The 24,351-nt window shown below is 67.2% G+C and carries 21 protein-coding genes; 11 read left to right on the plus strand and 10 right to left on the minus strand.

What is annotated here, in order from left to right:
• Positions 1-32: 32 nt before the first annotated feature.
• Positions 33-1,124, minus strand: coding sequence for a sulfite oxidase (locus tag ACWF5H_RS17180; RefSeq protein WP_452038337.1), 1,092 nt, complete (start codon positions 1,122-1,124; stop codon positions 33-35).
• A gap of 31 nt (positions 1,125-1,155) precedes the next feature.
• Positions 1,156-1,905 carry a Crp/Fnr family transcriptional regulator gene (locus ACWF5H_RS17185; protein WP_452038339.1) on the minus strand — a complete coding sequence of 250 codons (750 nt, stop codon included), beginning with the start codon at positions 1,903-1,905 and terminating at the stop codon, positions 1,156-1,158.
• 134 nt (positions 1,906-2,039) lie between these two features.
• On the opposite strand from ACWF5H_RS17185, the gene ACWF5H_RS17190 reads away from it, so the two are divergent.
• A complete protein-coding gene (locus ACWF5H_RS17190) occupies positions 2,040-2,429 on the plus strand; it encodes a VOC family protein (protein WP_452038418.1) in 390 nt (129 codons plus the stop codon).
• A gap of 92 nt (positions 2,430-2,521) precedes the next feature.
• Here the strand turns inward: ACWF5H_RS17190 and ACWF5H_RS17195 are convergent, their stop codons facing one another.
• The 4 genes from ACWF5H_RS17195 to ACWF5H_RS17210 are packed head-to-tail and all read right to left on the minus strand — an operon-like array spanning position 2,522 to position 6,309.
• Positions 2,522-3,280 (minus strand): iron ABC transporter ATP-binding protein, encoded by a 759-nt coding sequence (locus ACWF5H_RS17195; RefSeq protein ID WP_452038341.1) that lies wholly within the window; start codon positions 3,278-3,280, stop codon positions 2,522-2,524.
• Positions 3,277-4,284: an iron chelate uptake ABC transporter family permease subunit gene (locus ACWF5H_RS17200; RefSeq protein ID WP_452038343.1), complete on the minus strand. Its 1,008-nt coding sequence runs from the start codon at positions 4,282-4,284 to the stop codon at positions 3,277-3,279. Before ACWF5H_RS17200 ends, ACWF5H_RS17195 begins: the two co-directional genes overlap by 4 nt.
• Complete coding sequence (locus tag ACWF5H_RS17205; protein WP_452038345.1) at positions 4,277-5,308, minus strand: ABC transporter permease; 1,032 nt, start codon at positions 5,306-5,308, stop codon at positions 4,277-4,279. Before ACWF5H_RS17205 ends, ACWF5H_RS17200 begins: the two co-directional genes overlap by 8 nt.
• A 53-nt stretch (positions 5,309-5,361) precedes the next feature.
• Positions 5,362-6,309 carry a siderophore ABC transporter substrate-binding protein gene (locus tag ACWF5H_RS17210; RefSeq protein WP_452038347.1) on the minus strand — a complete coding sequence of 316 codons (948 nt, stop codon included), beginning with the start codon at positions 6,307-6,309 and terminating at the stop codon, positions 5,362-5,364.
• Between the two features lie 349 nt (positions 6,310-6,658).
• Between ACWF5H_RS17210 and groES the strand changes: the two genes are divergently transcribed.
• The 4 genes from groES (at position 6,659) to ACWF5H_RS17230 (ending at position 10,958) form a co-directional block, all read left to right on the plus strand.
• Entirely contained in the window at positions 6,659-6,955 is a 297-nt protein-coding gene (groES, locus tag ACWF5H_RS17215; protein ID WP_127511177.1) for a co-chaperone GroES, read from the plus strand.
• A 134-nt stretch (positions 6,956-7,089) separates the two neighbouring features.
• Positions 7,090-8,694, plus strand: a complete 1,605-nt coding sequence (groL, locus tag ACWF5H_RS17220; RefSeq protein WP_364644543.1) for a chaperonin GroEL — start codon at positions 7,090-7,092, stop codon at positions 8,692-8,694.
• 232 nt (positions 8,695-8,926) lie between these two features.
• Entirely contained in the window at positions 8,927-10,432 is a 1,506-nt protein-coding gene (guaB, locus tag ACWF5H_RS17225) for an IMP dehydrogenase (protein ID WP_364644546.1), read from the plus strand.
• Positions 10,433-10,568: 136 nt separating this feature from the next.
• Positions 10,569-10,958: a hypothetical protein gene (locus ACWF5H_RS17230; RefSeq protein WP_452038349.1), complete on the plus strand. Its 390-nt coding sequence runs from the start codon at positions 10,569-10,571 to the stop codon at positions 10,956-10,958.
• Between the two features lie 4 nt (positions 10,959-10,962).
• Here ACWF5H_RS17230 and ACWF5H_RS17235 read toward each other — a convergent pair whose 3' ends face one another.
• Entirely contained in the window at positions 10,963-11,814 is an 852-nt protein-coding gene (locus ACWF5H_RS17235) for a hypothetical protein (protein WP_452038350.1), read from the minus strand.
• Between the two features lie 375 nt (positions 11,815-12,189).
• Here ACWF5H_RS17235 and ACWF5H_RS17240 point away from each other — a divergent pair, with 375 nt between their 5' ends.
• The 6 genes from ACWF5H_RS17240 (at position 12,190) to ACWF5H_RS17265 (ending at position 22,447) form a co-directional block, all read left to right on the plus strand.
• On the plus strand, positions 12,190-13,329 hold the full coding sequence (locus ACWF5H_RS17240; RefSeq protein WP_364644554.1) for a GuaB3 family IMP dehydrogenase-related protein: 1,140 nt from the start codon (positions 12,190-12,192) through the stop codon (positions 13,327-13,329).
• Between the two features lie 24 nt (positions 13,330-13,353).
• Positions 13,354-15,078 carry a glycerol-3-phosphate dehydrogenase/oxidase gene (locus tag ACWF5H_RS17245; protein WP_452038352.1) on the plus strand — a complete coding sequence of 575 codons (1,725 nt, stop codon included), beginning with the start codon at positions 13,354-13,356 and terminating at the stop codon, positions 15,076-15,078.
• A 72-nt stretch (positions 15,079-15,150) separates the two neighbouring features.
• Entirely contained in the window at positions 15,151-16,041 is an 891-nt protein-coding gene (locus tag ACWF5H_RS17250) for an SURF1 family protein (RefSeq protein ID WP_452038354.1), read from the plus strand.
• A gap of 5 nt (positions 16,042-16,046) precedes the next feature.
• Complete coding sequence (locus ACWF5H_RS17255; RefSeq protein ID WP_452038356.1) at positions 16,047-16,538, plus strand: DUF3817 domain-containing protein; 492 nt, start codon at positions 16,047-16,049, stop codon at positions 16,536-16,538.
• A gap of 172 nt (positions 16,539-16,710) precedes the next feature.
• A complete protein-coding gene (gene guaA, locus ACWF5H_RS17260; RefSeq protein ID WP_452038358.1) occupies positions 16,711-18,300 on the plus strand; it encodes a glutamine-hydrolyzing GMP synthase in 1,590 nt (529 codons plus the stop codon).
• Positions 18,301-18,469: 169 nt separating this feature from the next.
• On the plus strand, positions 18,470-22,447 hold the full coding sequence (locus tag ACWF5H_RS17265) for a DUF4011 domain-containing protein (RefSeq protein ID WP_452038360.1): 3,978 nt from the start codon (positions 18,470-18,472) through the stop codon (positions 22,445-22,447).
• Between the two features lie 44 nt (positions 22,448-22,491).
• On the opposite strand, the gene cpaB is transcribed toward ACWF5H_RS17265, so the two are convergent.
• The 3 genes from cpaB to ACWF5H_RS17280 all read right to left on the minus strand — a co-directional run bounded on the left by cpaB (position 22,492) and on the right by ACWF5H_RS17280 (position 24,304).
• Positions 22,492-23,163, minus strand: a complete 672-nt coding sequence (gene cpaB, locus ACWF5H_RS17270; RefSeq protein ID WP_452038362.1) for a Flp pilus assembly protein CpaB — start codon at positions 23,161-23,163, stop codon at positions 22,492-22,494.
• Positions 23,164-23,277: 114 nt separating this feature from the next.
• Positions 23,278-23,586: an FmdB family zinc ribbon protein gene (locus ACWF5H_RS17275; protein ID WP_452038364.1), complete on the minus strand. Its 309-nt coding sequence runs from the start codon at positions 23,584-23,586 to the stop codon at positions 23,278-23,280.
• A gap of 82 nt (positions 23,587-23,668) precedes the next feature.
• A complete protein-coding gene (locus ACWF5H_RS17280) occupies positions 23,669-24,304 on the minus strand; it encodes a 5-formyltetrahydrofolate cyclo-ligase (protein ID WP_452038366.1) in 636 nt (211 codons plus the stop codon).
• Positions 24,305-24,351 lie beyond the last annotated feature (47 nt).

The following is a 24,351-nucleotide window of genomic DNA, read 5'->3' on the forward strand; positions in this document are numbered from 1 at the left end:
AACCGGAATATTACCGCGTCCGGATGCTGCTTTCACGGACGGACAGTCACCGGCACCGTCTGCACGGCATTGTTGCCCATGCCCAGATAGTTCCATTCCGGCTCCAACGGCTGGACCTGCCCGAGGGCATCCATCGCCCGGCACATCAGCTGATGCCCGCCGGGTTGCGCCTGCCAGCGGAAAGTCCAGCCGCGCCAGGCATATTCGCCGTCCGCCGGGTCCAGCTGTGCTTCGGACCACGCCCCGTCGACGGCGACTTTGACCTGCTGGATGGGCGCCCTCCCGGACCAGGCCCTGCCGCGCAATAGGACCGGGCCGGCATCCACTAGCCGGTTTCGAGTCATGAAGTCCGGGATGCCCGGCGGGACCATCAGTGCACGGACCTTGATCCGGGTTACCGGCTCGCCGGGATCGGCTTCGCTGCGGTTGTAGCGGTAGGAGGACATCTGCTGGAATCCCGCAAACGGAACAGCCGTTGCCTCGATGTCGGTCAGCCACTTCACGCTGGCCATCCCGTACCACCCGGGCACCAGCAGCCGCACCGGGAACCCATGCTGCGGCGGCAGGGGAACGCCGTTCATGGCGTAGGCCAGCAACACGTCCGGGGACATCGCCTCGGAGATTTTCAGGCTCCGGGCGTAGTTTTGCTCTTCGCCGCCCTGCACGCCCCGGTCCGCACCGGTGAAGACGATATCCACCGCCTTCGGTTCCACTCCCGCTTCGGCGAGCAGCGGAGCCAGCGGCGTCCCGGTCCAATCGGCGGTGCCGATCCCGCCGTGGGTCCACGGTTGGCTCACCGGACGGGGTGTGAGCAGGCTCCGGCCGTTGCCTGCGCATTCCAAAGTGACGGCCAGCGTGCGCTGTTCGCGGGAATGAAGTTGGGCCAAGCCGAACTCCAGCGGCCGGCGCACCGCGCCGCCGATCCGCAGCCGCCAGGCTCCGGCGTCGATCAGGGGGACATCGAAATGGGTGAGCAAATAGTGCATGCCTGCTGGGGTGCGGTCGGCGCTGAGCATCTCCAGCGGCATCGCATGATTGCGGGAGGCCAGTTGCAGTTCCTCCGCCGTCAGCGGTACATCGGTCGCGGCCCCCGGCTGCTTTGCCGATTTGGGTAGTGTCTTCATAGGTCCAGTGTCGAGAGCTACACGGACGGTGTCAGGAACCTGGGTTCCAGATGGCCAGCTCGGCCAGCCTCCCCGGCTCAACAATCACTATCCGGTCCCGCTCGGTACGGACCACACCGGCTTCGCGCAGTTCGCGCAGAATGCGCACCACCACCTCACGGACCGAACCCACTGCCTGTGCCAGTTCCTGCTGCGTGGTACGCACGGCCAGCCCGGATCCGGCATCTGCCATCGGAGCAGGCACGCCCAGTCGGCCGGCGTCGGCCCCGGCGGCCAAGTCCAACAGGTGCCGGGCCACCCGCTGCCGCACCGAGGTAAACGCGCTGCCGGGGATCTCGGCCATGAAACCGAGCACGCGCTCGCTGAGTTCGCGGAGGAATACGTGGGCCACCTGCAGTTCGCGCGCCGCGGCGCCACGTACGCGCACGGGGGAGAGACGCACCAGTTCGGTGTCGGTCAGGGCCACGGCGCTCACCGGCAGGGCGAAGTCCGGTGAGAACAGGGAAACCACTCCCATCAGCGACCCGCGGCGGCAATAGCGCACCGTGATGGTGCGTCCATCGGGGGCCGTGGCATAAAACTTCAGCAGCCCGGAGACCATCAGCTCCAAGTGGGGGTAGGGATCGCCTTCGCGGTGGGTGAGGGTGCCGGCCGGCACCCGGACCCGGGTGCTGCCGGCGAAGAGGTCGCCTAGCAGTTGCTCGGGCAGACTGCCCAGTTGCGACGCGGCAATTGCCTGCTGTGCCGGGACGTCCTCGGTCCACGCAGGATTTTGTCCCATGTCCGCCTCCGTCGATACCTGCGGCCGGACCTGCGGCGGGTCCTGGTTCCATGCTAGCGGGGCGGGGCACTGTTCTGACCGATGCCGCTGTGCCACTCTGGGAAGTGTCCGCCCGCGTAGCGAAGGAGACCACCATGGACAGCGCCGGGTTTACCCCCAACCATGCTTTCAGCGGCTTCAGCGTCAATGACACCGCCGCCGCCAAACAGTTCTATGGCGGAACCTTGGGCCTCAAAGTAGCCGATGGCCCGATGGGCATCCTCGAGCTCCATCTCCCCGGCGGCGCCCGGGTGATCATGTACCCGAAGCCGGACCACGAACCGGCCACGTTCACCGTCCTGAATTTCGCCGTCGACGACGTCGAAGCCGCGGTGGATCAACTCAACGGCAGTGGCGTGCAGACCAAGATCTACAACGATCCCGAGCTGCCCACCGATGAGAAGGGCATCATGCGCGGCAACGGTCCGGACATCGCGTGGTTCAAGGACCCCGCCGGCAACATACTCTCGGTCCTCAAGGAATGACGGCGCGGCGCAAGCTCGTGCCCGCCGGTTAGCACGCTGCCCGCGAACGCCCTGCCGGAGGCCGCACGCCCGTGGTCTTGGCCTTGCGCCGCTCAGGCGAAGTAGACGCCGATCCGGTTGCCTTCGATTTCCTCTATCCGGATGTCGATTTCGTAGACATCGCGCAACACCTCTGCCTGCATGATCTGCGCCGGCGGCCCCTGATGGACCAGCCGGCCGGAGCGCATGGCGATAATGCTGTCGGAGTAGCAGGAGGCGAAGTTGATGTCGTGGATGACCAGCACAACGGTCTTGCCCAGCTCGTCGGTGAGCCGGCGCAGCAGCCGCATCATCTCCACCGCGTGCTTCATGTCCAGGTTGTTCAGCGGCTCGTCCAGCAGCAGGTAGTCGGTGTCCTGCGCCAGGACCATGGCGATGAAAGCGCGCTGGCGCTGGCCGCCGGAGAGTTCGTCCACGAACTTGTCCGCCATGGAGGTCAGGTCCAGGTACTCCAGGGCCTGTTCGATGTGGGCTTTGTCGCTGACGGTCGGCCGGCCGTTGTTGTGCGGGAAACGGCCGAAACCCACCAGGTCCCGGACGGTCAGGCGGACCGTCAGCTGGTTGTCCTGGCGCAGGATGGCCATCTTGCGGGCCAGTTCCTTGCCCGCGCTCTTGCTGACGTCCAGGCCGTCGATGGTGACGGACCCAGCATCCATCGGTAACAGCCGGGAGACCATGGACAGCAGCGTGGACTTGCCGGCGCCGTTGGGCCCGATGATCGACGTGATGCCGCCGTCCTTGATGTAGCAGCTGACATCGTCCACCACCGTCTGCGTGCCGTAGGTCTTGGAGACGCCCGAGACGTGGATCATTTGACGGAGCCTTTCAACAGCAGGGCAATAAACAGGAGGCCGCCCGCAAATTCAATGACAATGCTCAGCGCGGTGTCGAAGCTGAAGACCTGCTCGAGCACCAGTTGGCCGCCGACCAGCGCAATGGCGCCCAAGAGCACGGCGATGGGCAGCACATAAGTGTGGCGGAAATGCGAGCACAGCAGGTAGGCCAGGCTGGCCACCAACAGGCCGAAGAAGGTGATGGGACCCACCAGTGCGGTGGAGACGGCCACCAAAACGGCGCAGACCATCAACACCTTGGTGACGGCGCGCCGGTGGTTCACGCCCAGGTTCAGTGCGGTATCCCGTCCCAGTGCCAGCACGTCCAGCTCGCGGCGCATCCTCCAGACGGGGATGCTGGCGGCAGCAACGGCCACTGCCGAGACGGCAAGCAACAGACCGTCCACGTTGTTGAAGCTGGCAAAGAACAGGTCCTGCAGGATGATGAATTCGCTCGGGTCGATCAGCCGCTGCAGCAGCGAGGAGATGCCGCGGAACATCGTGCCGAAAACTATGCCCACCAGCAGCATCAGGTGCAGGCTCTTGCCGCCGCCGGTGAACAGCCAGCGGTACAGCAGGAAGGAGAACGCCACCATCATCAGCACTTCGATCGCGAAGCGGGCCGGTGCGCCCATGCTCAGCAGCGCCTGGCCGCCGATGGCAAACGTCAGCCCGGTCTGGATCAGCATGTACAGGGCGTCGAAACCCATGATCGACGGCGTCAGGATGCGGTTGGCGGTCACCGTCTGGAACAACACGGTGGACACACCCACGGCGTACGCCACCAACAGCATCGACCCGATCTTGATGGCCCGCCGGGGAAGGATGTAGCCGAGGTTGCCGCGCAGGTCGACGGTCATGAAAACGGCGACCAGGACGGCGGTGAGCAGGCCCAGCAGGATGATCCACGTCCGCGGCCGGACGGTCTTGACCGTGCGGCGCTTGTGCTGCGTCAGTGCGGCGGGCAGAACCGTGTCAGCCATTCTTGCGGGTCCTCAGCAGCAGGTACAGGAAAATGGCGCTGCCTACGGCGGAGACAATCACGCCCACGGGAATCTCGTAGGGGAACCGAATGGTGCGGCCGATGATGTCGCACAGCAGCACGAAGCCGGCGCCGAACACCGTTACCCACGGGACCGCGCGGCGGACGCTGTCGCCAAACACCAGGGACACCAGGTTAGGCACCACTAGGCCCAGGAACGGAATGGCGCCGATGTTGACCACCACCACGGCGCTGATCAGCGAGACGATGACCAGTCCCAGCGTCATCACCCGCCCGTAGTGCAGGCCCAGGTTGGTGGAGAATTCCTGGCCCATGCCCGCCATGGTGAACCGGTCCGCGCACAAATATCCGACCACGGCCAGCACCGCAACAATCCAGAGCAGTTCGTAGCGGCCGCGCAGCACGCCGGAAAAGTCGCCGATCATCCAGCTGTTCAGCGTCTGCAGCAGGTCGTACCGGTAGGCAAAAAAGGTGGTCACGGCCGCGATCACGCCGCCCAGCATGATGCCCACCAGCGGCACGATCAGCGTGTTGCGCAGCGGGATCCGGCGCAATACCAGCAGGAACAGCCCGGTTCCGGCCGCCGCGAACACGGTGGCCACGGACATCTTGGCCAGCAGGGATGCGCCGGGGATCGCCACGGTGACCACCAGGATGCCCAGCGAAGCGGACTCCACGGTTCCCACGGTGGACGGCTCCACAAATTTGTTCCGGGCCATCAGCTGCATGATCAGCCCGGCAATGCCCAGTGCCGCACCGGCCAGTATCACGGACAGGGTCCGCGGCAGCCGGCTTATCCAGAAGATGTCCCAGGCGGTCTGGTCGCCGGACAGCAGTGCCGGCAGGGAGACATCGCTGACCCCCACGAACATGCTGACACAGGCCAAAATAACGACGGCGGTGCCCGCCCAGGCGAGCTGCGCACCGGATCCCCGGGGACGCGAACGCCGGGCCGCGGCTGCAACCGGTGCCGGAGCTGGTGTGGAAATCGTGGAGGAGGCCATAAGTCGGACCACCGCGCAGGCCGCCGGCAGAGAGCCGGCAGCCTTACGGGGTGCTACTTCGTAACGGCTGCCTGGACGGCGCTAATCATCGCATCCGTGTTATTCAGGCCGTAGCCCACCAGGTACCAGGAAGCGGAATCCAGATAGGTAATGCTGTCGTTCTTTGCCGCCTTGGTGCCGTTGACCAGTTCGTTATCCAGAACAGCGGTGGCTGCCTCACCGGATTCGCCGACGGCCGAGTCGCGATCGATCACGAACAGGTGGTCCGGGTTGGTTTCCGCGATGAATTCGTGCGAGATCGCCTCACCGTGCGGTCCCTCGGACTTCACCTCGGCAGCGGGCTGCACGCCCAGCACGTCATGGACGATGCCGAAGCGGGATCCGGCGCCGTAGGCGGTCATTTCGCCGCCGCTGGTCATCAGCACCAGGCCGGTGCCGGCGTCGGCAGCCGCGGCCTTGGTGTCCGCAATCTTGGTGTCGAGGGCGGCAAGCTTCTCGTCGACTTCGGTTTCCTTGCCGAAGATCTCGCCCAGAGTCGTTGAGACTTCCTTGAAGCTCTCGACCGGCGCCGCGGTATCGACGCTCAGGTCGATGGTCGGGGCGATCTTGCTCAGCTCGTCGTACGCCTCGGCAGTCCGGCCGGAGATGATGATCAGATCCGGAGCGCCCTCGCTGATCGCCTCGAAGTCGGGTTCCTTCATGGAGCCGATCTTGGTGTAGCCGTCTTCGCCATACTGCGCCAGGGACTCGGGGAACACGGCCTGCGGAACGCCGTCGACCTCGACGCCCAGGGCGGTGAGGCTGTCCAGCACGCCCAGGTCGAAGGTGTAGACGGTCTCCGGGTTCACCGGCACATCCGTGGTTCCCGAGGCGTGCTCAACGCTGATCGTCTCTGCATCGGAGCCTGCTGCGGCATTGGTCTGCTGACCGCAAGCGCTCATAGCGAGCATGGAAACGGCTGCGGTCACGACCAGCAGGCCGGACTTCAGGGGCTTTTTCACTGACACTCCATCGTTCGTCAATGCCGGGCCCCGAGAGAGGAGTCCTACATTAGGCAACATAAACGTTTGCTATTTGCGCGCACAGTGAAAACTATCGGGTTAGGTAAGCCTTACGCAACTTGGCCCGCGGTCCGAAAAGCCACGCCGCGTCACAAGAGGACGTGCAGGTCGCTAGGATCCACCTGCTGCTGGCACTCGCCTTGACCGAGTGCTAATCAGTCTCATAGAGTCGCAGTTAGCACTCTCCCCGTGTGGGTGCTAATACAAGGAACCGCCTGCCGGCACCGCGACGACGGCAGACATCTCCTTGGCCAAACCTATTCGTAGCTCATGAAAAGGAGAGAGCCGAGTGTCGGTCTCGATTAAGCCTCTTGAGGATCGTATTGTTGTCCAGCCGCTCGAAGCAGAGCAGACCACGGCCTCCGGCCTGGTTATCCCGGACACCGCCAAGGAAAAGCCGCAGGAAGGCAAAGTTGTCGCGATCGGCCCCGGCCGCGTCGATGACAATGGCAACCGGGTTCCCGTTGACGTAGCCGAGGGTGACGTTGTCATCTACTCGAAGTACGGCGGAACCGAGGTCAAGGTCGGCGGCGAAGAGTACCTGGTGCTCTCTGCCCGCGACGTGCTGGCCATCGTCACCAAGTAAGGCCCATCAGCTGAGTCCGGCGGCTCGGGCGCGCGCAGTCGACGCCCGCAGCCGGAACCACGGACAACCGAAATGCCCCGGCTGCCGCTGTATTGCAGCGCAACCGGGGCATTTCGCGTGAAAGGAACAAATTCATGGCAAAGCAGTTGGAGTTCAACGACGCGGCCCGCAAGGCGCTGGAAGCCGGCGTCGACAAGCTCGCCAATACCGTCAAGGTCACCCTCGGCCCCCGCGGCCGGAACGTGGTCCTGGACAAGAAGTGGGGCGCCCCCACGATCACCAATGACGGCGTGACCATCGCCCGCGAGGTGGAGCTGGACGATCCGTACGAGAACCTTGGCGCGCAGTTGGCCAAGGAAGTCGCCACCAAGACGAACGACGTGGCCGGCGACGGCACCACCACCGCCACTGTGCTGGCCCAGGCCCTGGTCAAGGAGGGCCTGCGCAACGTGGCCGCCGGCGCCGCACCGGGAGCGCTCAAGCACGGCATTGAGGTAGCGGTCGAGGCCGTTTCCGCACGCCTGCTGGAGAACGCCCGCGAGGTCGAGGACAAGGTGGCCGAGGTGGCCACCATCTCCGCCCAGAGCCCCGAGGTCGGCCAGCTGTTGGCCGAAGCCTTCGACAAGGTGGGCAAGGACGGCGTCATCACCATCGAAGAAGCCTCCAGCATGGACACCGAACTGGTGCTCACTGAAGGAATGCAGTTCGACAAGGGCCTGCTGTCTCAGTACTTCGTCACCGATCAGGAGCGCCAGGAGGCCGTCCTCGAGGATGCGCTGATCCTGATCTCCCAAGGCAAGATCTCCACGGTGCAGGAATTCCTGCCCCTGTTGGAGAAGGTGCTGCAGGCGAACAAGCCGCTGTTCATCATCGCCGAAGACATCGACGGCGAAGCCCTGTCCACCCTGGTGGTCAATAAGATCCGCGGCACGCTCAACGTGGCCGCCGTGAAGGCACCTGGCTTCGGCGACCGCCGCAAGGCCATGCTGCAGGACATCGCGGTGCTCACCGGCGCCCAGGTGGTGTCCGCGGACCTCGGTCTGAAGCTGGACCAGGTTGGCCTCGAGGTGCTGGGTACCGCCCGCCGGATCACCGTCACTAAGGACAACACCACCATTGTGGACGGAGCCGGTTCGGAGGCCGATGTGGCGGACCGCGTGGCCCAGTTGCAGGCAGAGGTGCTGCGCACCGATTCCGATTGGGACCGCGAGAAGCTGCAGGAACGCCTGGCCAAGCTGGCCGGTGGCATCGGCGTGATCAAGGTCGGCGCTGCCACCGAGGTCGAGATGAAGGAGAAGAAGCACCGGATCGAGGACGCAGTGTCCTCCACCCGCGCTGCTCTGGAAGAAGGCATCGTTGCCGGCGGCGGTTCCGCACTGGTCCACGCTGCCCAGGCTCTGGATACCGACCCGAATGTACTGGCCCTTGAGGGCGATGCAGCCACCGCCGTCGGACTCGTCCGCCGCGCGCTGGCCCAGCCGCTGCGCTGGATCGCCGAGAACGCCGGCCACGAGGGCATGGTCGTCGTCTCTAAGGTGGGCGAACTGACCGTCAACAACGGTTTCAACGCCGCCACCGGCGAGTACGAGGACCTGTTCGCCGCCGGCGTCATCGACCCCGTCAAGGTGACCCGTTCGGCGCTGCGCAACGCGGCGTCGATCGCAGCCCTGGTGCTGACCACCGAAACCCTGGTCGTCGAGAAGCCGGCCGACGAGGACGAGCACAACCACCAGCACTAACAGCCTGAAGGGTTGCCGCACCGCGCGGGGACCCACGGGCAGTCAAGCACAGAGGGGACCAGGCCGTGCCTGGTCCCCTCTGTGCTGCCCGCGAGGGCCGTTAGTTCCACCACATCGCGAGCGGGCAGAAATATCGGCTGCGCCGGAAACGTTTAGGATGTAATCAACCTCAGGAACCGGTCTTCGGGCTGTGTCCGGAGGCCGCCACCGGTATCGTTCGAAAGGCCCTGCAGTGTCCGAAGAATTCAATCCGTTCGCTTTCGAGGGTCTCACCTACGACGACGTTCTCCTGTTGCCCGGCCCCACGGATGTCATTCCGTCCGAGGCCGACACCAGTTCGCGCCTGACCCGTCGAATCACCGTGCAGACCCCGCTGCTCTCCGCCGCCATGGACACGGTGACCGAATCCCGGATGGCCATCGCCATGGCCCGCCAGGGCGGTCTGGGTGTGATCCACCGTAATCTCTCCATCGCGGACCAGGCCGAGCACGTGGACCGGGTCAAGCGCAGCGAATCCGGCATGATCACCAACCCGGTGACCATCGCCCCGGACGCCACGCTCGCCGAGCTGGACGAGCTCTGCTTCAACTACCGCGTCTCCGGCCTGCCGGTGGTGGACTCCGAGGGCAAGCTGCTGGGCATCTGCACCAACCGCGACACCCGCTTTGTGCCCCGCGCCGACTACCCGACCACGAAGGTGCACGAGGTAATGACCTCGATGCCGCTGATCACCGGCAAAGTCGGTATCAGCCGCCCCGACGTGATCGAGCTGCTGGGCAAGAACCGGATCGAGAAGCTGCCGCTGGTGGACGATGCCGGCATCCTGCAGGGCCTCATCACGGTCAAGGACTTTGACAAGGCGGAGCAGTACCCGCTGGCCACCAAGGACGACGACGGCCGGCTGCGCGTCGGCGCCGCCGTCGGTTTCTTCGGCGACGGCTACGAGCGTGCCATGACCATGATCGATGCCGGCGTGGACGTGTTGGTGGTGGACACCGCCAACGGCCACAGCCAGGGCGTGCTGGACATGATCGCCCGGCTCAAGAAGGATCCGGCCGCGGCCCACGTGGATGTCATCGGCGGCCAGGCAGCCACCCGCGAGGGTGCGCAGGCGCTGGTCGATGCCGGCGCCGACGCCATCAAGGTGGGCGTAGGCCCCGGATCCATCTGCACCACCCGCGTGGTGGCCGGCGTGGGCGTCCCGCAGATCACGGCGATCTACGAGTCCGCCAAGGCAGCCATCCCGGCCGGCATCCCGGTGATTGCCGACGGCGGCCTGCAGCACTCCGGCGACATCGGCAAGGCCCTCGTCGCCGGCGCCGACACCGTGATGCTCGGCTCGTTGCTGGCCGGTGCCGCCGAGTCCCCGGGCGATCTGGTGTTCGTCAACGGCAAGCAGTTCAAGGCGTACCGCGGCATGGGCTCGTTGGGCGCCATGCAGACCCGCGGCAAGAACACGTCCTTCTCCAAGGACCGCTATTTCCAGGCCGATGTGCCCGACGACGAGAAGCTGATCCCCGAAGGCATCGAAGGCCAGGTGCCGTACCGCGGTCCGCTGTCCGCCGTGGCGCACCAGTTGGTGGGCGGCTTGCGCCAGACCATGTTCTACACCGGGGCCCGCACCGTCGCCGAACTCAAGGCCAAGGGCAAGTTCGTCCGGATCACCGCTGCGGGCCTGAAGGAATCCCACCCGCACGACATCATGATGACCGTGGAGGCACCGAACTACAAGCGGTAGTCCCACAGCCCATGAGAGAGGCGCCGTTCCCTGCAACTGGGGGAGCGGCGCCTCGCGCATTAATGTGCGGCATGCGACGTTGTGGCCGTCTTGCGAAGCTCTGGCCACGGCGGCAACGGAGCTATAGGTTCGGGGCATGACAGCTCCCGCGCCCGTGCCTCGCGTGCTGGTGATCGGGCTGAACCCGTACAAGGTGCCGGGGCCGTGGGACCCGCGGCCGGTGGCGGATGCCATCGAGGCCGGCATGGCAGCATTCGCCCGCCACGGCGTCGGCGCCCAGGCCTGCCTCTTCGGGCTGGACGGCAGCGATGACCCGGAAGCGATGGTCACGGCCGCCCTTCGCGCCCATCCCTGGGAGTGCGTCGTTGTCGGCGGGGGTGTGCGCAGAGCAGAGGACCGTCCCCAGCTGTTCGAGCGGATCATCAACCTCGTGCGCCGGCACTCTCCGGACGCGGCCATCGCGTTCAACGCCAGTCCCGAAGACACCTATGCGGCGGCTGCCCGCTGGATCGACGCCCCCGGGTAAGCGCTCAGCCGGGGGCCAACGGCGCCCGGGACGGGCCGGCGGGCTGCGACCAGCCGCGGGTATGGACGGGGCAGCGCATGGGTGCGTGGGCACGGGCGTGATCGCGGCCACCGACCGCCACACGGGTGAGCCAACGGAGCCGACGTCGGAAGATCAGAAGCGCGATGATCACGATGGCGGCAGTGTCAGGCCAGCGCGGCGCCGGCCAGTTATCCGGCGCGGGCGGATAGGCGCCGCTGGACAATCCGGCGGCTCGCTCGAAGTGGTTGCGTGAGGACGGGAACAGCGCTCCGTCGATGATGTATGCCGCCGGAAATGCGAACGGGCCGGCGAGCAAGCTGCCTACGGCCCACTGGTCGACGTGCCGCGACTCGTGGCTGGCGAGTTTCACCTCCTCGGTCCGGGTCTGGGAGATGTTCGGGCCGTAGCGGACATACTGGCCCTCGTCGGCTATGCCGTAGCCGTTGACGCTCAGGGCACCCGCTGGGTCTACCGGCGGCATCCACGCAAGGAACACATCGCCGAGCATTGTTCCGCCACCACTGGTCCGCGGCGGGTGCCAGAACGTGACCCACAGGGACGGTCCTGAGCACGATTCCATCTCAAGGCTGCGCCCGGTCAGGACCCCTACGCCGCTGATCGGAGCGACCAGGAAATTGCGGGTGATGTTCCACGAGGCCGGCGGTGAAATCTTCAGATACGGCTCGGGTTTGATCCGCCCGTCGGCAGTTATATGGCTGTGGCAAACGATGTGCGGGGAGAGCGCCTCAAGTGCGCGGGCTCCAGCTCCCGCGACGAGGAGGACCGCGACCACAACGACGGCGATCCCGCGCACGCGCTGATGGAAAGCGCACACGGAACACGATGCGGCTCTCCGCAACCGGCGCGAACGCAGGGAGGGCATGGACCAAATGAGCCCAGCGATGCCAAAGCACAGGGTGGACCCCAGCCCACTCGCGAACGGTCGCATGGGCTCAACGGACCGCCGGAATCTTCCACCCATGCCTGCCCACTTCCCGCTGAAGCTACCTGCGGCCGGCCAGCGGCAACCTGAGGGGAACGGGCCTACGGTGCGCTTGCCTGCCGTGCGGCAGGTCGAGCGTATCGCCTGCGCCGGGACGACGCCAGCGGTCGGCCCAGGGGAGCGCGCAGCCGCCGGCCGCGGCCGGCGCAGTTCCTGTCACCGCCGGTTCACGGGTGAAGCGTTCCAGCAGTGGGATAACCTAGAGCCGTGACTTACGAGATTGAAATTGGCCGTGGCAAGCGTGGGCGCCGAGCCTACTCCCTCGATGACGTGGCGATCGTCCCGTCGCGCCGCACGCGCGACCCGAAGGATGTCTCTGTCAGCTGGCAGATCGATGCGTACAAGTTCGACGCCCCGGTGATCGCCGCGCCGATGGACTCGGTGATGTCCCCGGCCACCGCCATTGCGCTGGGCAAGCTGGGCGGCCTTGGCGTGCTCAATCTCGAAGGACTGTGGACCCGCTACGAGGATCCGCTGCCGGTGCTCGATGAAATCGAAGCTCTGGGCACGGAGAACTTCAACCCGGCCGCCACCAAGCGGATGCAGGAGCTCTACGCGGCACCGGTCCAGCCGGAACTGATTACCTCCCGCCTGGCCGAGATCCGCGAGGCCGGGGTAACCGTGGCCGGATCGCTGACCCCGCAGCGCACGCAGGAGCACTACAAGACGGTGCTGGCCGCCGGCGTGGACATCTTCGTGATCCGCGGCACCACGGTCTCTGCAGAGCATGTGTCCAAGACACAGGAGCCGCTGAACCTGAAGCAGTTCATCTACGAACTGGACGTGCCGGTGATCGTCGGCGGCGCGGCCGGCTACACCCCGGCCCTGCACCTGATGCGCACCGGCGCGGCCGGCGTGCTGGTGGGCTTTGGCGGGGGAGCCACCACCACCACGCGGCGCGCGCTGGGCATCCATGCACCGATGGCCTCGGCGATCTCCGACGTGGCTGCCGCGCGGCGGGACTACATGGACGAATCCGGCGGCCGCTACGTGCATGTGATTGCCGACGGCGGACTGGGCTTCAGCGGCGACATCGTCAAAGCCATCGCCATGGGAGCCGACGCCGTCATGCTCGGTTCGGCACTGGCCCGGGCCGAAGAAGCGCCCGGCCGCGGCTGGCACTGGGGCCAGGAGGCCCACCACGACGAGCTGCCGCGCGGAGACCGCGTGAATGTGGGCACCGTGGGTCCGCTGGAGCGGGTGCTGCACGGGCCGTCGAACCACACAGACGGCACGTCCAACCTCGTCGGTGCGCTGCGCCGGTCGATGGCCACCACCGGGTACTCCGACCTGAAGGAATTCCAGCGCTGCGAAGTGGTGCTGGCGCCCATCCAACCCGGCGACTGATCCCGATCATGGAAGGCTGAGGCGATGACCACCGGTGCCCTGAGTCCCGAGAGCCGCGAGCAGTCGCTGGCAGCCTTGCGCGCCACCGCGGAGCGCGGGGCCGAACTGGACGTGCTGATCGTCGGTGGAGGCGTGGTGGGTGCCGGGGCGGCACTGGACGCGGCCACCCGCGGGCTGGACGTGGGCATTGTGGAGGCACGGGACTGGGCATCGGGAACGTCGTCGCGGTCTTCCAAATTGATTCACGGCGGGCTGCGGTATCTGGAGATGCTGGACTTCGCTTTGGTGCGTGAGGCGCTGCAGGAACGCGGGCTGCTGCTGGAGCGCATCGCGCCGCATCTGGTGCGGCCGGTGCCGTTCCTCTATCCGCTGACCAAACGGTTCGTGGAGCGGCCCTACGTGGGCGCGGGCGTCGCCTTGTACGACGCGTTGGCGGTGGCCACCGGGCGCGGCCGCGGCGTGCCCTTCCACAAACACTTGTCCCGGCACGGGACCCTCCGGGCGGCACCCAGCCTGAAGAAGGACGCCATGGTGGGGTCCATCCGCTACTACGATGCGCAGGTGGACGACGCCCGGCTGGTGGTGAACCTGGTCCGCACGGCCGCCGCGTTCGGAGCGCAGGCGGTGAACCGGCTGTCTGTCATCGACTTCCTGCGCGAGGGGGAACGCGTGGTCGGCGCCCGCGTGCGCAACCAAGAGGACGGCAGCGAGTTCAACATCCGCGCCAAGCAGGTGGTCAATGCCACCGGTGTGTGGACGGACGAAACCCAGGCGATGGTCACCGAACGCGGCCAGTTGAGCGTCCGTGCGTCCAAGGGAATCCACCTGGTGGTGCCGCGGGACCGCTTCCAGTCCACCGTGGGGCTGATCCTCCGCACCGAAAAATCGGTGCTGTTCGTGATTCCGTGGGGACGGCACTGGATCATCGGCACCACAGACACGGACTGGGACCTGGACAAGGCCCATCCGGCGGCCTCGTCCAAGGACATCGACTACCTGCTCGAACACGTCAACCAGGTGCTGCAGCGCCCGCTCACCCGGGAGGACGTCGAAGGCGTCTATGCCGGACTCCGGCCGCTGCTGGCGGGCGAAAACGATTCCACCGCGAAGCTATCGCGCGAACACGTGGTGGCGCACCCGGTCCCCGGACTGGTGGTGGTGGCCGGCGGCAAGTACACCACCTACCGCGTGATGGCCAGGGACGCCGTGGACGAGGCCGCGCGGGCCTTGGACGAGCGCGTGCCGCCGAGCTGCACCGATACCATTCCGCTGCTCGGCGCCTCCGGGTTCAAGGCCGCGTGGAACAAGCGCAGCCGCACCGCCGACCGGACCGGCATCCACGTGGCCCGGGTGGAGCACCTGCTCAACCGCTTCGGCTCCATGGCCGGGGACGTGCTGGACATCATCACGGATCGGCCCGAGCTGGCCGAACCGCTGCCGGGCGCGGACGACTACCTGGCGGCCGAGGTGGTCTATGCGACCACGCACGAGGGGGCCCGGCACATCCACGACGTACTCACCCGCCGGACCCGGATCTCCATCGAGGCCTGGGACCGCGGTGTCTCGGCCGCGCCGGTGGTGGCCAAGCTAATGGCGCCGATCCTGGGCTGGAGCGAGGAACAAGTGGAACGCGAGGTGAAGCACTATCTGGCGCGGGTGGAAGCAGAACGACTCAGCCAGGAGCAGCCCGACGACGTCTCCGCAGACAGTGCCCGGATGGGCGTCGACGACATCGTGCCGCTGGCCTAAGGGCGCGGGTGCAGCCTACGGCGGACCCCGGCTGGATTCGTTTTCTACAGGCTTGCGAAGTACCTTTAAAGGGTGCTCAAGACTGCCCTGAAACCCCGCTGGATAGCGGCTCTGGTGCTTGCGCTGGCGCTGTCCACGGTGTTTGTGCTGCTGAGCCAGTGGCAGTTTTCCGCCTCGCAGAGCAAACCGCCGCCGCCCCCGGGCGAGACCGAAACCGTCAAGCCGCTGACCGATGTCTTTAAGCCGGGGATCCCGATGATGGCCGCCACGGCGGACCAGATGGTCAGCGTGCACGGCAGTTTTGTCCCCGGCTCCCAGGTGCTGGTCCAGGGCCGTCTGCAGGACGGTGACAGCGGACTGTGGGTGGTGGACGCCTTCGCCGTGGACGGCGTCGAGCAGTCCCGCGAAGACGTGGTCATCCCCGTGGTGCGCGGCTGGATCAAGGATCCGGCAGATGCCGCTCCCGCTCCGGAAGGCGAGGCCAACGTCGTCGGGCGCCTGCTGCCCACCGAGGCTCCGCTGCCCGGTGCCAGGCCCGCCGGGCAGGTTGCATCGCTCTCGGTTGCCGAGCTGATCAACCGCTGGGACGCGCCGAGCTATGCCGGCTTCGTGGTCGGTACCGGCTACACCGTTGCCGGCAAGGACCTGGGCACGGCAACCGACGGCACCGCCATGCAGCCGGTGGTCGTCGGACCGCAGCCGCAGGAAGCTCCGCTGAACTGGATGAACATCTTCTACGCGGTGGAATGGGTGGTGTTCGCCGGGTTCGCCATCTTCCTCTGGTGGCGGCTGGTGGCTGACGACCACCGCCGCGACCTGGAGGACGCCGAAGACGCGGCCGCAGAAGCCCGCTTCGCTGCCGAGGCCGAACGCGGCGCGACGGCCCAGGCAGAACCTCATCCCGCCGGCCCGGACGGCGCCGACCAGACCACATCCAGCAACACACCCCACGCAACGAGGTAGTCCACGTGACAGAAAACGCTCCCGACCGTTCCGCCGCGCCCCAGCGCCCCGCCAAGCGCCGCTTCGCCGGAACGCACACCCAGATCCGCTCCGCCCTGACGTTCTATAAGGTCACCTCCTACATCACCGGCATCATGCTGCTGCTGCTCTGTGCGGAGATGGTGCTGCGCTACGGTTTCAACCTGTTCCTGTTCGCCGGCGCGACCAACACGCTGACCGGGGAGACCTTCGCGCTCGGCCTGGCGCAGGCCGAACCCTCGGTGATAGAAGGCGTGAACCTCTCCATCGCGGTGCTGGTGGCGCACGGCTGGCTGTATGTGCTCTACCTGATTGCCGACTTCCGGCTCTGGTCGCTGATGCGCTGGCCGTTCACCAAGTTCGTGCTGATCGCCCTGGGCGGCGTGATCCCGTTCCTGTCCATCATTCTGGAGCGGAAGATCCACCGCGAGGTGGAAGAAGAGCTGACCGCCCACCCCGAAGCCGCCAAGCGCTACTAACCGAGGCGGCCACCGGCCCTAGTGGAGGGGCACAGTGGTGAGGAGCACGACGGCGGGGCCCACCGCCGTCGTGCCTTGGCTCACCGTGTATTGGGTCACCCGTGCCTTAGCTCACGCCGCGAAGCCCGACGTCAAAGTGCGTGGCCCCGGGCACGGCGACTATCCTGTAGGGGTGACTACTCCTCCCCCCGCCACTACGGACCACCGGCCTGTCCTCGTTGTTGACTACGGGGCCCAGTACGCGCAGCTGATTGCCCGCCGCGTACGCGAAGCCAACGTGTACTCCGAAATCGTTCCGCACACCTTCTCTACCGAACAGCTGATGGCCAAGAACCCCGTGGCCATCATCCTCTCCGGCGGCCCGTCCAGCGTGTACGCCGAGGGAGCCCCCAGCGTCGGCGCCGACCTGTTCGAGACCGGCGTTCCGGTGTTCGGCATTTGCTACGGCTTCCAGGCCATGGCGAACGCCCTGGGCGGCACGGTGGCGAAGACCGGCCTGCGCGAGTATGGCGCCACGGACGCCACCACCGTCGGCGAGGGACGCTCGATCCTGGCCGGCATCCCGGCCTCGCAGAACACCTGGATGAGCCACGGCGACTCCGTACAGGAGGCGCCCGAAGGCTTCGACGTGCTGGCCAGCACGGCCGGTGCCCCGGTAGCGGCCTTCGCGAACGAGGAAAAGAAGCTGTACGGCGTGCAGTGGCATCCGGAGGTCAAGCACTCCGCGCACGGCCAGCAGGTGCTGGAGAACTTCCTGTTCCAGGGCGCCGGCCTGGAGCCCAACTGGACCACCGGCAACATCCTGGAAGAGCAGGTGGAGCGCATCCGCGCGCAGATCGGCGATTCCCGCGTGATCTGCGGGCTGTCCGGCGGGGTGGACTCCGCCGTCGCCGCGGCCTTGGTGCAGCGCGCCGTCGGCGACCAGCTGACCTGTGTCTTCGTGGATCACGGGCTGCTGCGTGAGGGCGAAGCCGAGCAGGTGGAGCGTGACTTCGTCGCCGCCACCGGCGTGAACCTGTACGTTGCCAACGAGCAGCAGCGCTTCCTGTCCGCGCTGGCCGGGGTCACCGATCCGGAGACCAAGCGCAAGATCATTGGCCGCGAGTTCATCCGCGCCTTCGAAGCGGCCGAAAAGGCCGTGCTGGCCGAGGCGGCCGCGGAGGGCGAATCGGTGAAATACCTGGTGCAGGGAACGCTGTACCCGGACGTGGTCGAGTCCGGCGGCGGCGAGGGCGCCGCGAACATCAAGAGCCACCACAACGTGGGCGGTCTGCCCGAGGACCTGCAGTTCGAGTTGGTCGAGCCGCTGCGCACGCTGTTCAAGGACGAAGTCCGCGCCGTCGGCGCGCAGCTGGGCCTGCCGGCCGAGATCGTCGGCCGCCAGCCGTTCCCGGGCCCGGGCCTGGGCATCCGCATCATCGGCGAAGTCACGCAGGAACGCCTGGACCTGCTGCGCAAGGCCGACGCGATTGCGCGCGCGGAACTGACCGCCGCAGGCCTGGACCAGGAAGTCTGGCAGATGCCGGTGGTCCTGCTGGCCGACGTCCGCAGCGTGGGCGTGCAGGGCGACGGCCGCACCTATGGGCACCCGATCGTGCTCCGTCCGGTCTCCTCCGAGGACGCGATGACCGCTGACTGGTCCCGTCTGCCCTACGACCTGCTGGCCAGGATCTCCAACCGGATCACCAACGAAGTGGACGGCGTCAACCGCGTGGTGCTCGACGTGACGAGCAAGCCGCCGGGAACCATCGAATGGGAGTAGCCACAACGGGCAACCGCTGCCAACCCGCCGCACAGCGCGGGAACACTGCACAGCAAAATTCGCCGAGGCAGTGTTGCGGTCGCCCGTTTGGCGTTTAAAGTCCGATACCTTGATTGACATGCCGTTGTGGTCGAGGCAAGTAGCCGAGAGTGAAGTAAAGGGGGCAGCCGTGTCGCTGGCCAGCGTAGCTGAGGCTGCTGAAGACGTTGTGGCATCGTGGCTGGAGAACCTGGGCGATGTGGCCGGGTCCGACACTTTGCTGCGGTTCGCTCCGACGTCGTCGAACAGCATCGACCTGACGCATGCCCACCCTTCCGGCCTGGCCCAATTGCTGGCCGGGCGCAGAACCCGTCTTTCCACCTTGTTGCGCGACCCGAACCAGTACGCCGCCGCGATGCGTACCGCCCGCAGCCTGCGGGCCAAGATCCTGGAGCTGGGTTCCGACCGCGGCATCGACGTCGGCTACCTTGCCGCGGGCACCGCGTCCTGGCGGGTTCCGGAGGTCGGCCGGTCGGAGTCGCTGAACGCCCCGGTGATGCTGACACCGGTGGCGCTGACCGTGCGCCCCAGCCAGGACGACTTCGAGCTGCAGTTGGCCGACCGTGCCCGGCTGAACCCGGCCCTGGTCCGCCACCTGTCCGCCGAGCAGGGGATCGGCATCGATGCCGAGGCGACCGCCCGGCTGGCCTACGGCACTGCCCGCCTCGACCCGCACCCGGTGCTGGAACGGCTGCGCCTGCTCACCGCGGACGTGCGGAACATGACCATCGAACACCATTTTCTGGTGTCCACCTTCGCCGATCTGGAGGCCGTCACCGATCCGGTCCTGATCGATGCGGCTCACCCGGTGATTCAGGCTCTGGCGGAAGCCGGCGCGGGTTCGGGGGAGGGACGCCCCGTTGCGCACGGCCTGGGCGCGGTGCCGGTGCCGGAGGTGGAACTGCCGCCGATTGATGAGCGCGATCCTCAGGACGAGTTCCTGCTGCTGGACGCCGACGCGGCGCAGCAGCAGGTGCTGGACCTGGTCCAGGCCGGGCACTCGCTGGTGGTTTCGACGCCGCCGGGCACCGGCCAGACCCAGACCGCGCTCAACGCCGCGGCGGCGCTCGCCTACGAGGGCAAGAGCGTGCTGGTGGTGGCGGAGCGCCGCGGCACGCTGAACGAATTCGCGCAGCTGCTGGAAACCGTGGACCTGGGATCGCTGGCGCTGCAGCTCAGTGCCGACCTGACGCCTGACCAGCTGCGCCAGACGCTGATCCGCGCCATCAGCCGCAGCGAAAAGGCGGAGGAGCCGCAGCTGCGGAAGCTGCACGCCACGCTCGCCGACCACCGGCACAAGCTGCGGGACCACGTTAAATCGCTGCACAACGTCCGGAGCCGCTGGCGCTGCTCGCCGTATCAGGCCATGCAGTCGCTGGCCAAGCTCACCTCGCTTGATCCGGCGCCGGCTACCACGGTGCGGTTGAAGCGCTCGGTGCTGGACAGCATTACCGACCGGGCCGAACTGACGGCGCGGTTGGTCCGCGCGGCCGAACTGGGCAGCTTCAGCAAATCCTCCACCACCAGTCCGTGGTTCGGGGCCAAGCTGCTCAACCGCAAGGAAACGGAGGACGCCCACCAGCTGGCCTCCGACCTGGCCAAGGATGTTCCGGAGCTGCGGACTCGGATGAACAAGGTGGCCGAGCATTCGCAGATCGCCCTCGCCGAAACGTTCCGCGAGTGGGGCCAGCAGCTGCAGCTGCTGGTGGAGGTCCGCGGCAGCCTGGACAAGTTCACCCCGGACATCTTCGACCGGCCGGTCACCGACCTGATCTCGGCGACCGCGCCGAACTCCTGGCGGCGGGACCGCGGGATCGAGATGAGCTCGATGACCCGCTCCCGGCTGCGCAAGGTGGCCAAGGAATACATCCGCCCCGGCGTGCATATCTCCGACCTGCATGAGTCCCTTTTCGAAGTCCAGCAGCAGCGGACCAAGTGGGCCGACTACGCCACCTCGCAGCGCCACCCGGCGGTGCCGTCCGGCCTTGCCGACCTGAACAGCTTCTACCGGGACGTGTCAGGGCGGCTGCAGAAACTGGCTGCCCTGCTGGCACCGGTGCCGGAGGACCGCGCACTGGTGACCATGCCCGACGGCGAACTCCAGGAGCAGCTGAACTCGCTGGCCGCGGACAAGGAAACTCTGGTCAACCTGCCCGAGCGCACGCTGCTGCTTGAGCAGATGCGCGAACACGGGCTGGGCGAGCTGCTGGACGACCTGGCCGAGCGCCAGGTCAGCGCCGAGCAGGTGGGCGCCGAACTGGACCTTGCCTGGTGGCAGTCGGCGCTGGAAGCGATGATCAGCGGCGACGATTACCTGGCCATGTCGGACGGCGACAATCTGCGCAAGCTCGAGGCCGTTTACCGGCTCGCCGACAACGCGCACATCGCGTCCGGTCCCGCCCGGCTGCGCTGGGAACTGGCGCAGAACTGGCGGCATTCGCTCAAGAGCAAGCCCAAGGCAGCCCACCGGTTGCGCGAGCTGCTCAAGGCCGGCGAACCTACGCTGGCCGCGCTGGGGCAGCAGTCGGAATCGCTCGTGTCGGCGCTGCTGCCGATCTGGACCGCCTCCCCGCTGGTGCTGCCGCTGCTGCTGCCGGAAGGCAAGCACTTCGACGCCGTGATCGTCCTCGACGCCGAGGCCACCAGCCTGCCGTCGGCCCTGGCCGCGGTCTCCCGCGCGCATCAGGTGGTGGCGTTCGGCGACGGCGAGCTCGGCCGCGCAGCGCCCTTCGAAGTGAATGTGGACCGCCGCAACGATCCGGTCACCGGCGAGGCCCCGAAGCCGTTGACCAGCTGCTTCCACGCCCTCTCCGAGGTGCTCCCGATAGTGCGCTTGACCACCGCGTACCGCGCCGTGGACCTGGACCTGACCCGCTCGTTGAGCGACAAGTTCTACGCGGGATCGCTGTCCCGGCTGCCCGGTGCCAGCTCCATCCGCGGCGGCGGCCTGGAAGTGGAATACCTGCCGGACGGTACCGGCATGCCCGGCGCCGGACACGAAGGCGTCGAGAGCGTTCCGGCCGAACTGAACCGCGTGGTGGACCTGGTCTTCGAGCACATCAGCCTGCGGCCGTCGCGGTCGCTCGCCGTCGTGACGGCCAGCGCCCGGCATGCCGCCCGGGTGGCGGAGGCCATCCGGCTGCAGATGCCCAACTATCCGTCGGCAACAAGCTTCTTCCAGCGCCGCCAAGAACCTTTCCGGGTGGTCCCGGTGGAACGCGCCTCCGGACTGGTCCGCGACGACGTGATCTTCTCGCTGGGCTTCGGCCGGACACCGCACGGCCGTGCGGTACATGACTTCGGGCCCTTGTCGGCGGCGGGCGGGCGGGCTCTCTTCGCGACCGCGGTGACCCGGTCCAGGCACTCGCTGCACGTGCTCAGCTGCTTCCGTCCGGAGGACCTGGACCCGGAGCGGCTGCGGCATGGAGCGGTCGATTTCCACGAACTGTTGGACCGCCATCTGGGCGACGGTCGCTTCCGGGCATCCGAACTCTCGCCGGGCATCGACGACCCGCTGGTCGCCGACCTGGTGGAGCGCATCCGCAGCCGCGGCGCCCGCGTTTGGGACCACTATTACGGACTCATCGATATCGTGGCCAGCACGAACGCGGTAGAGTATTCGCCGGATGTTGAACCGACGCTTCCGGTGGCCCTGGAATCGGATGGGACCCCGGAGTACCGTCAGCTGACCGTACGCGAACGCAGCCGGCTGCGCCCGCAGCAGCTGGAACGGCTCGGCTGGCGGCCGCTGACCCTGTGGACCATCGAGGTGTTCACTGATCCGGAGAAATGCGCGGACCTGATCGGAGGCTACTTGGGACTGCAGAAGCCGGAAGAACCGGTAGAACAGAGCGGCCGCCCGGCCGGTCCGGGACAGCCGGAGCCGGCAGCCGAGCAAGCCGGGCAGGCGCCGGCTGAGCCCGAAGCCGATGCAACGGCCGAGGCACAGGAAACCGGCCAGGACGGGTTGCGGCCGCGCCGTGCCAAGCGAAGCCAGTCCCCGACGCTGCCGACCAAGGCAACCGAGGACGACCCCCACGCCTGGGGCGACCGGGACGAGGACCGGGACGCCTGGCTGCGTGAGCAGCGTCCTCCGCACTGGGGCTAAGCCGGGCAACCGGAGATTGAGCGGCTGGGAGCCCAACCGGGCTGTCAGCCGACCAGCACCAGGAAGATGTTGCCCCGGCTGGAGGCGCCGGCCAGGGCGGTTGCGTCCGACGGCGCCGCAGCCACCACCACCAGCCCGTCCGGTTCCGGTGAGCCGAGCAGCGTAGGCGAGGCACCGCCGTCGTCGGCCTTCCACAGCACCGGGACCGCGCGCGCCAAGACCGTCGACCCCGCCGGCTCGTCGAACCCGTTGCCGCTGCTGAGCACAATGTCCACCAGTTGGCCGGGGGAGACCAGTTGCACGGTGGAGGGGTCTGCGGGACGGACCGGCACGGCCACCGTGCCCGGCGGCGCACCCGCCAACAGTCCTGGCCCGACTATTGAGGTGTCGAAGACCGGAGAACCTGCCCGCAGGGCCGTGGCCAGGCGTTGACCGACCAGCGGCAAGGTGTTGTCCGCGGTTCCGTCCGGGACGGCACCCGCGGGCAGCTCGGCGAGCTCGATGTCCCCCGCAGACAGCACGGTGCCGGCAGGCAGATCCGCCGCAGCAACCACCACGGCGTCGGTGGGCGCCGGCGCGGGGGTGAAGTGATGGACCACCAGTGCGGCGGCGGCGCAGAGCAGCAGGGCGGCCAGCAACCGGTAATGCCGGCGGAGCAGCCGCCGCGGCATCACGGCGAGGCGGGCACTGCGGGTGGTTGCTGCGGCTGGGGGCATGCAGCCACGTTATGCCGGGAGGCCGGTGCGACGGCAGCAGGCGGCAGGACGCTGTGGATACGGCGCTGCCACCGTTGAGGTGTGTAGGAGAAGCGGCGGGTCGCCCGCGGCTGGCTAGCTGGCGGCCGCGGCGGGTGCCGGAGCTGCGGCAGGCTTGGCCGGTTCGGCGGCGGCCGCCGGCTTGGCAGCTTCCGTACTGCCGCTGGTACCGGAGGGGGCCGCGGGCACGGAACTGGCCTTGGCAGCGTCGCGGGAGTCCGTGCGGTAGAAGCCCGAACCCTTGAAGACGACGCCCACGCTGTTGAACTTCTTGCGCAGGTTTCCGCCGCACTCGGGGCAGACGGTCAGCGAATCGTCGCTGAAGGACTGCTGGATATCGAAGGCGTGGGTGCAGTCTTTGCAGGCGTAGGCGTACGTGGGCACTGTGGTTCCTCCTGAAAACTTGGCCTGAAGCAGAACAGTGCCTGATACGTAAGCTGGCACTCAAATGCTCCGAGTGCCAATTCTACACCGTGTTCTGCACCGTCTGGCTACTGAACCACGTCCAGCCGTCGGGAGTGACCACGCCGTCCAGCGGTGCATCGAGGGCGGTGAACTCGAAGGTGCCGGCCGGCACCACTTCGTCCGAGTAGAAAAGTCCCACCATTTTGGTTCGGTTCGCGCCCTCGGGCAGCGAGGCAAGGAAGCGGTCGTAGTACCCGCCGCCTTGGCCCATCCGGTTGCCCGCTAAGTCGACGGCAAGCCCGGGAATCAGCAGCAACGGCAGGCCGGCCATGATCTCCGGACCGAAGCGCTCTCCGACGGGCTCGTCCACCCAGGCCCGCGGGCTGCGCGCCAGCTCCACGCCGCTGAACCACCGGGCCCAGCTGAGCCGGTATTCCGGTTCGCAGATGGGGACTACAACGTGGTAGCCCGCGTCCTCCAGTGCAGGAAGCAGCGTCCGGGTGGAGGGTTCGGAGCCCACCGAGATGTAGGCCGGAACGGTGGTTCCGGCCGGAATCTTCAGCCGCTGCAGTCCGTCAAGCACCTGCTGCGCGAAAACGGTTCCGGCCCGGAGCCGCTCCTCGGTGGAACGCTCGCTGCGGCGGGTGCGGAAGAGGGCGCGGGCCGTCTCCTTGTCCAATCGGGTCTGCTTCTCCATGGCCGCCATCGTAATTCCTTTCCCGCCAAAACGGCTTGCGGCGCAGC

The sequence above is a fragment of the Arthrobacter sp. NPDC055138 genome (assembly GCF_053607305.1).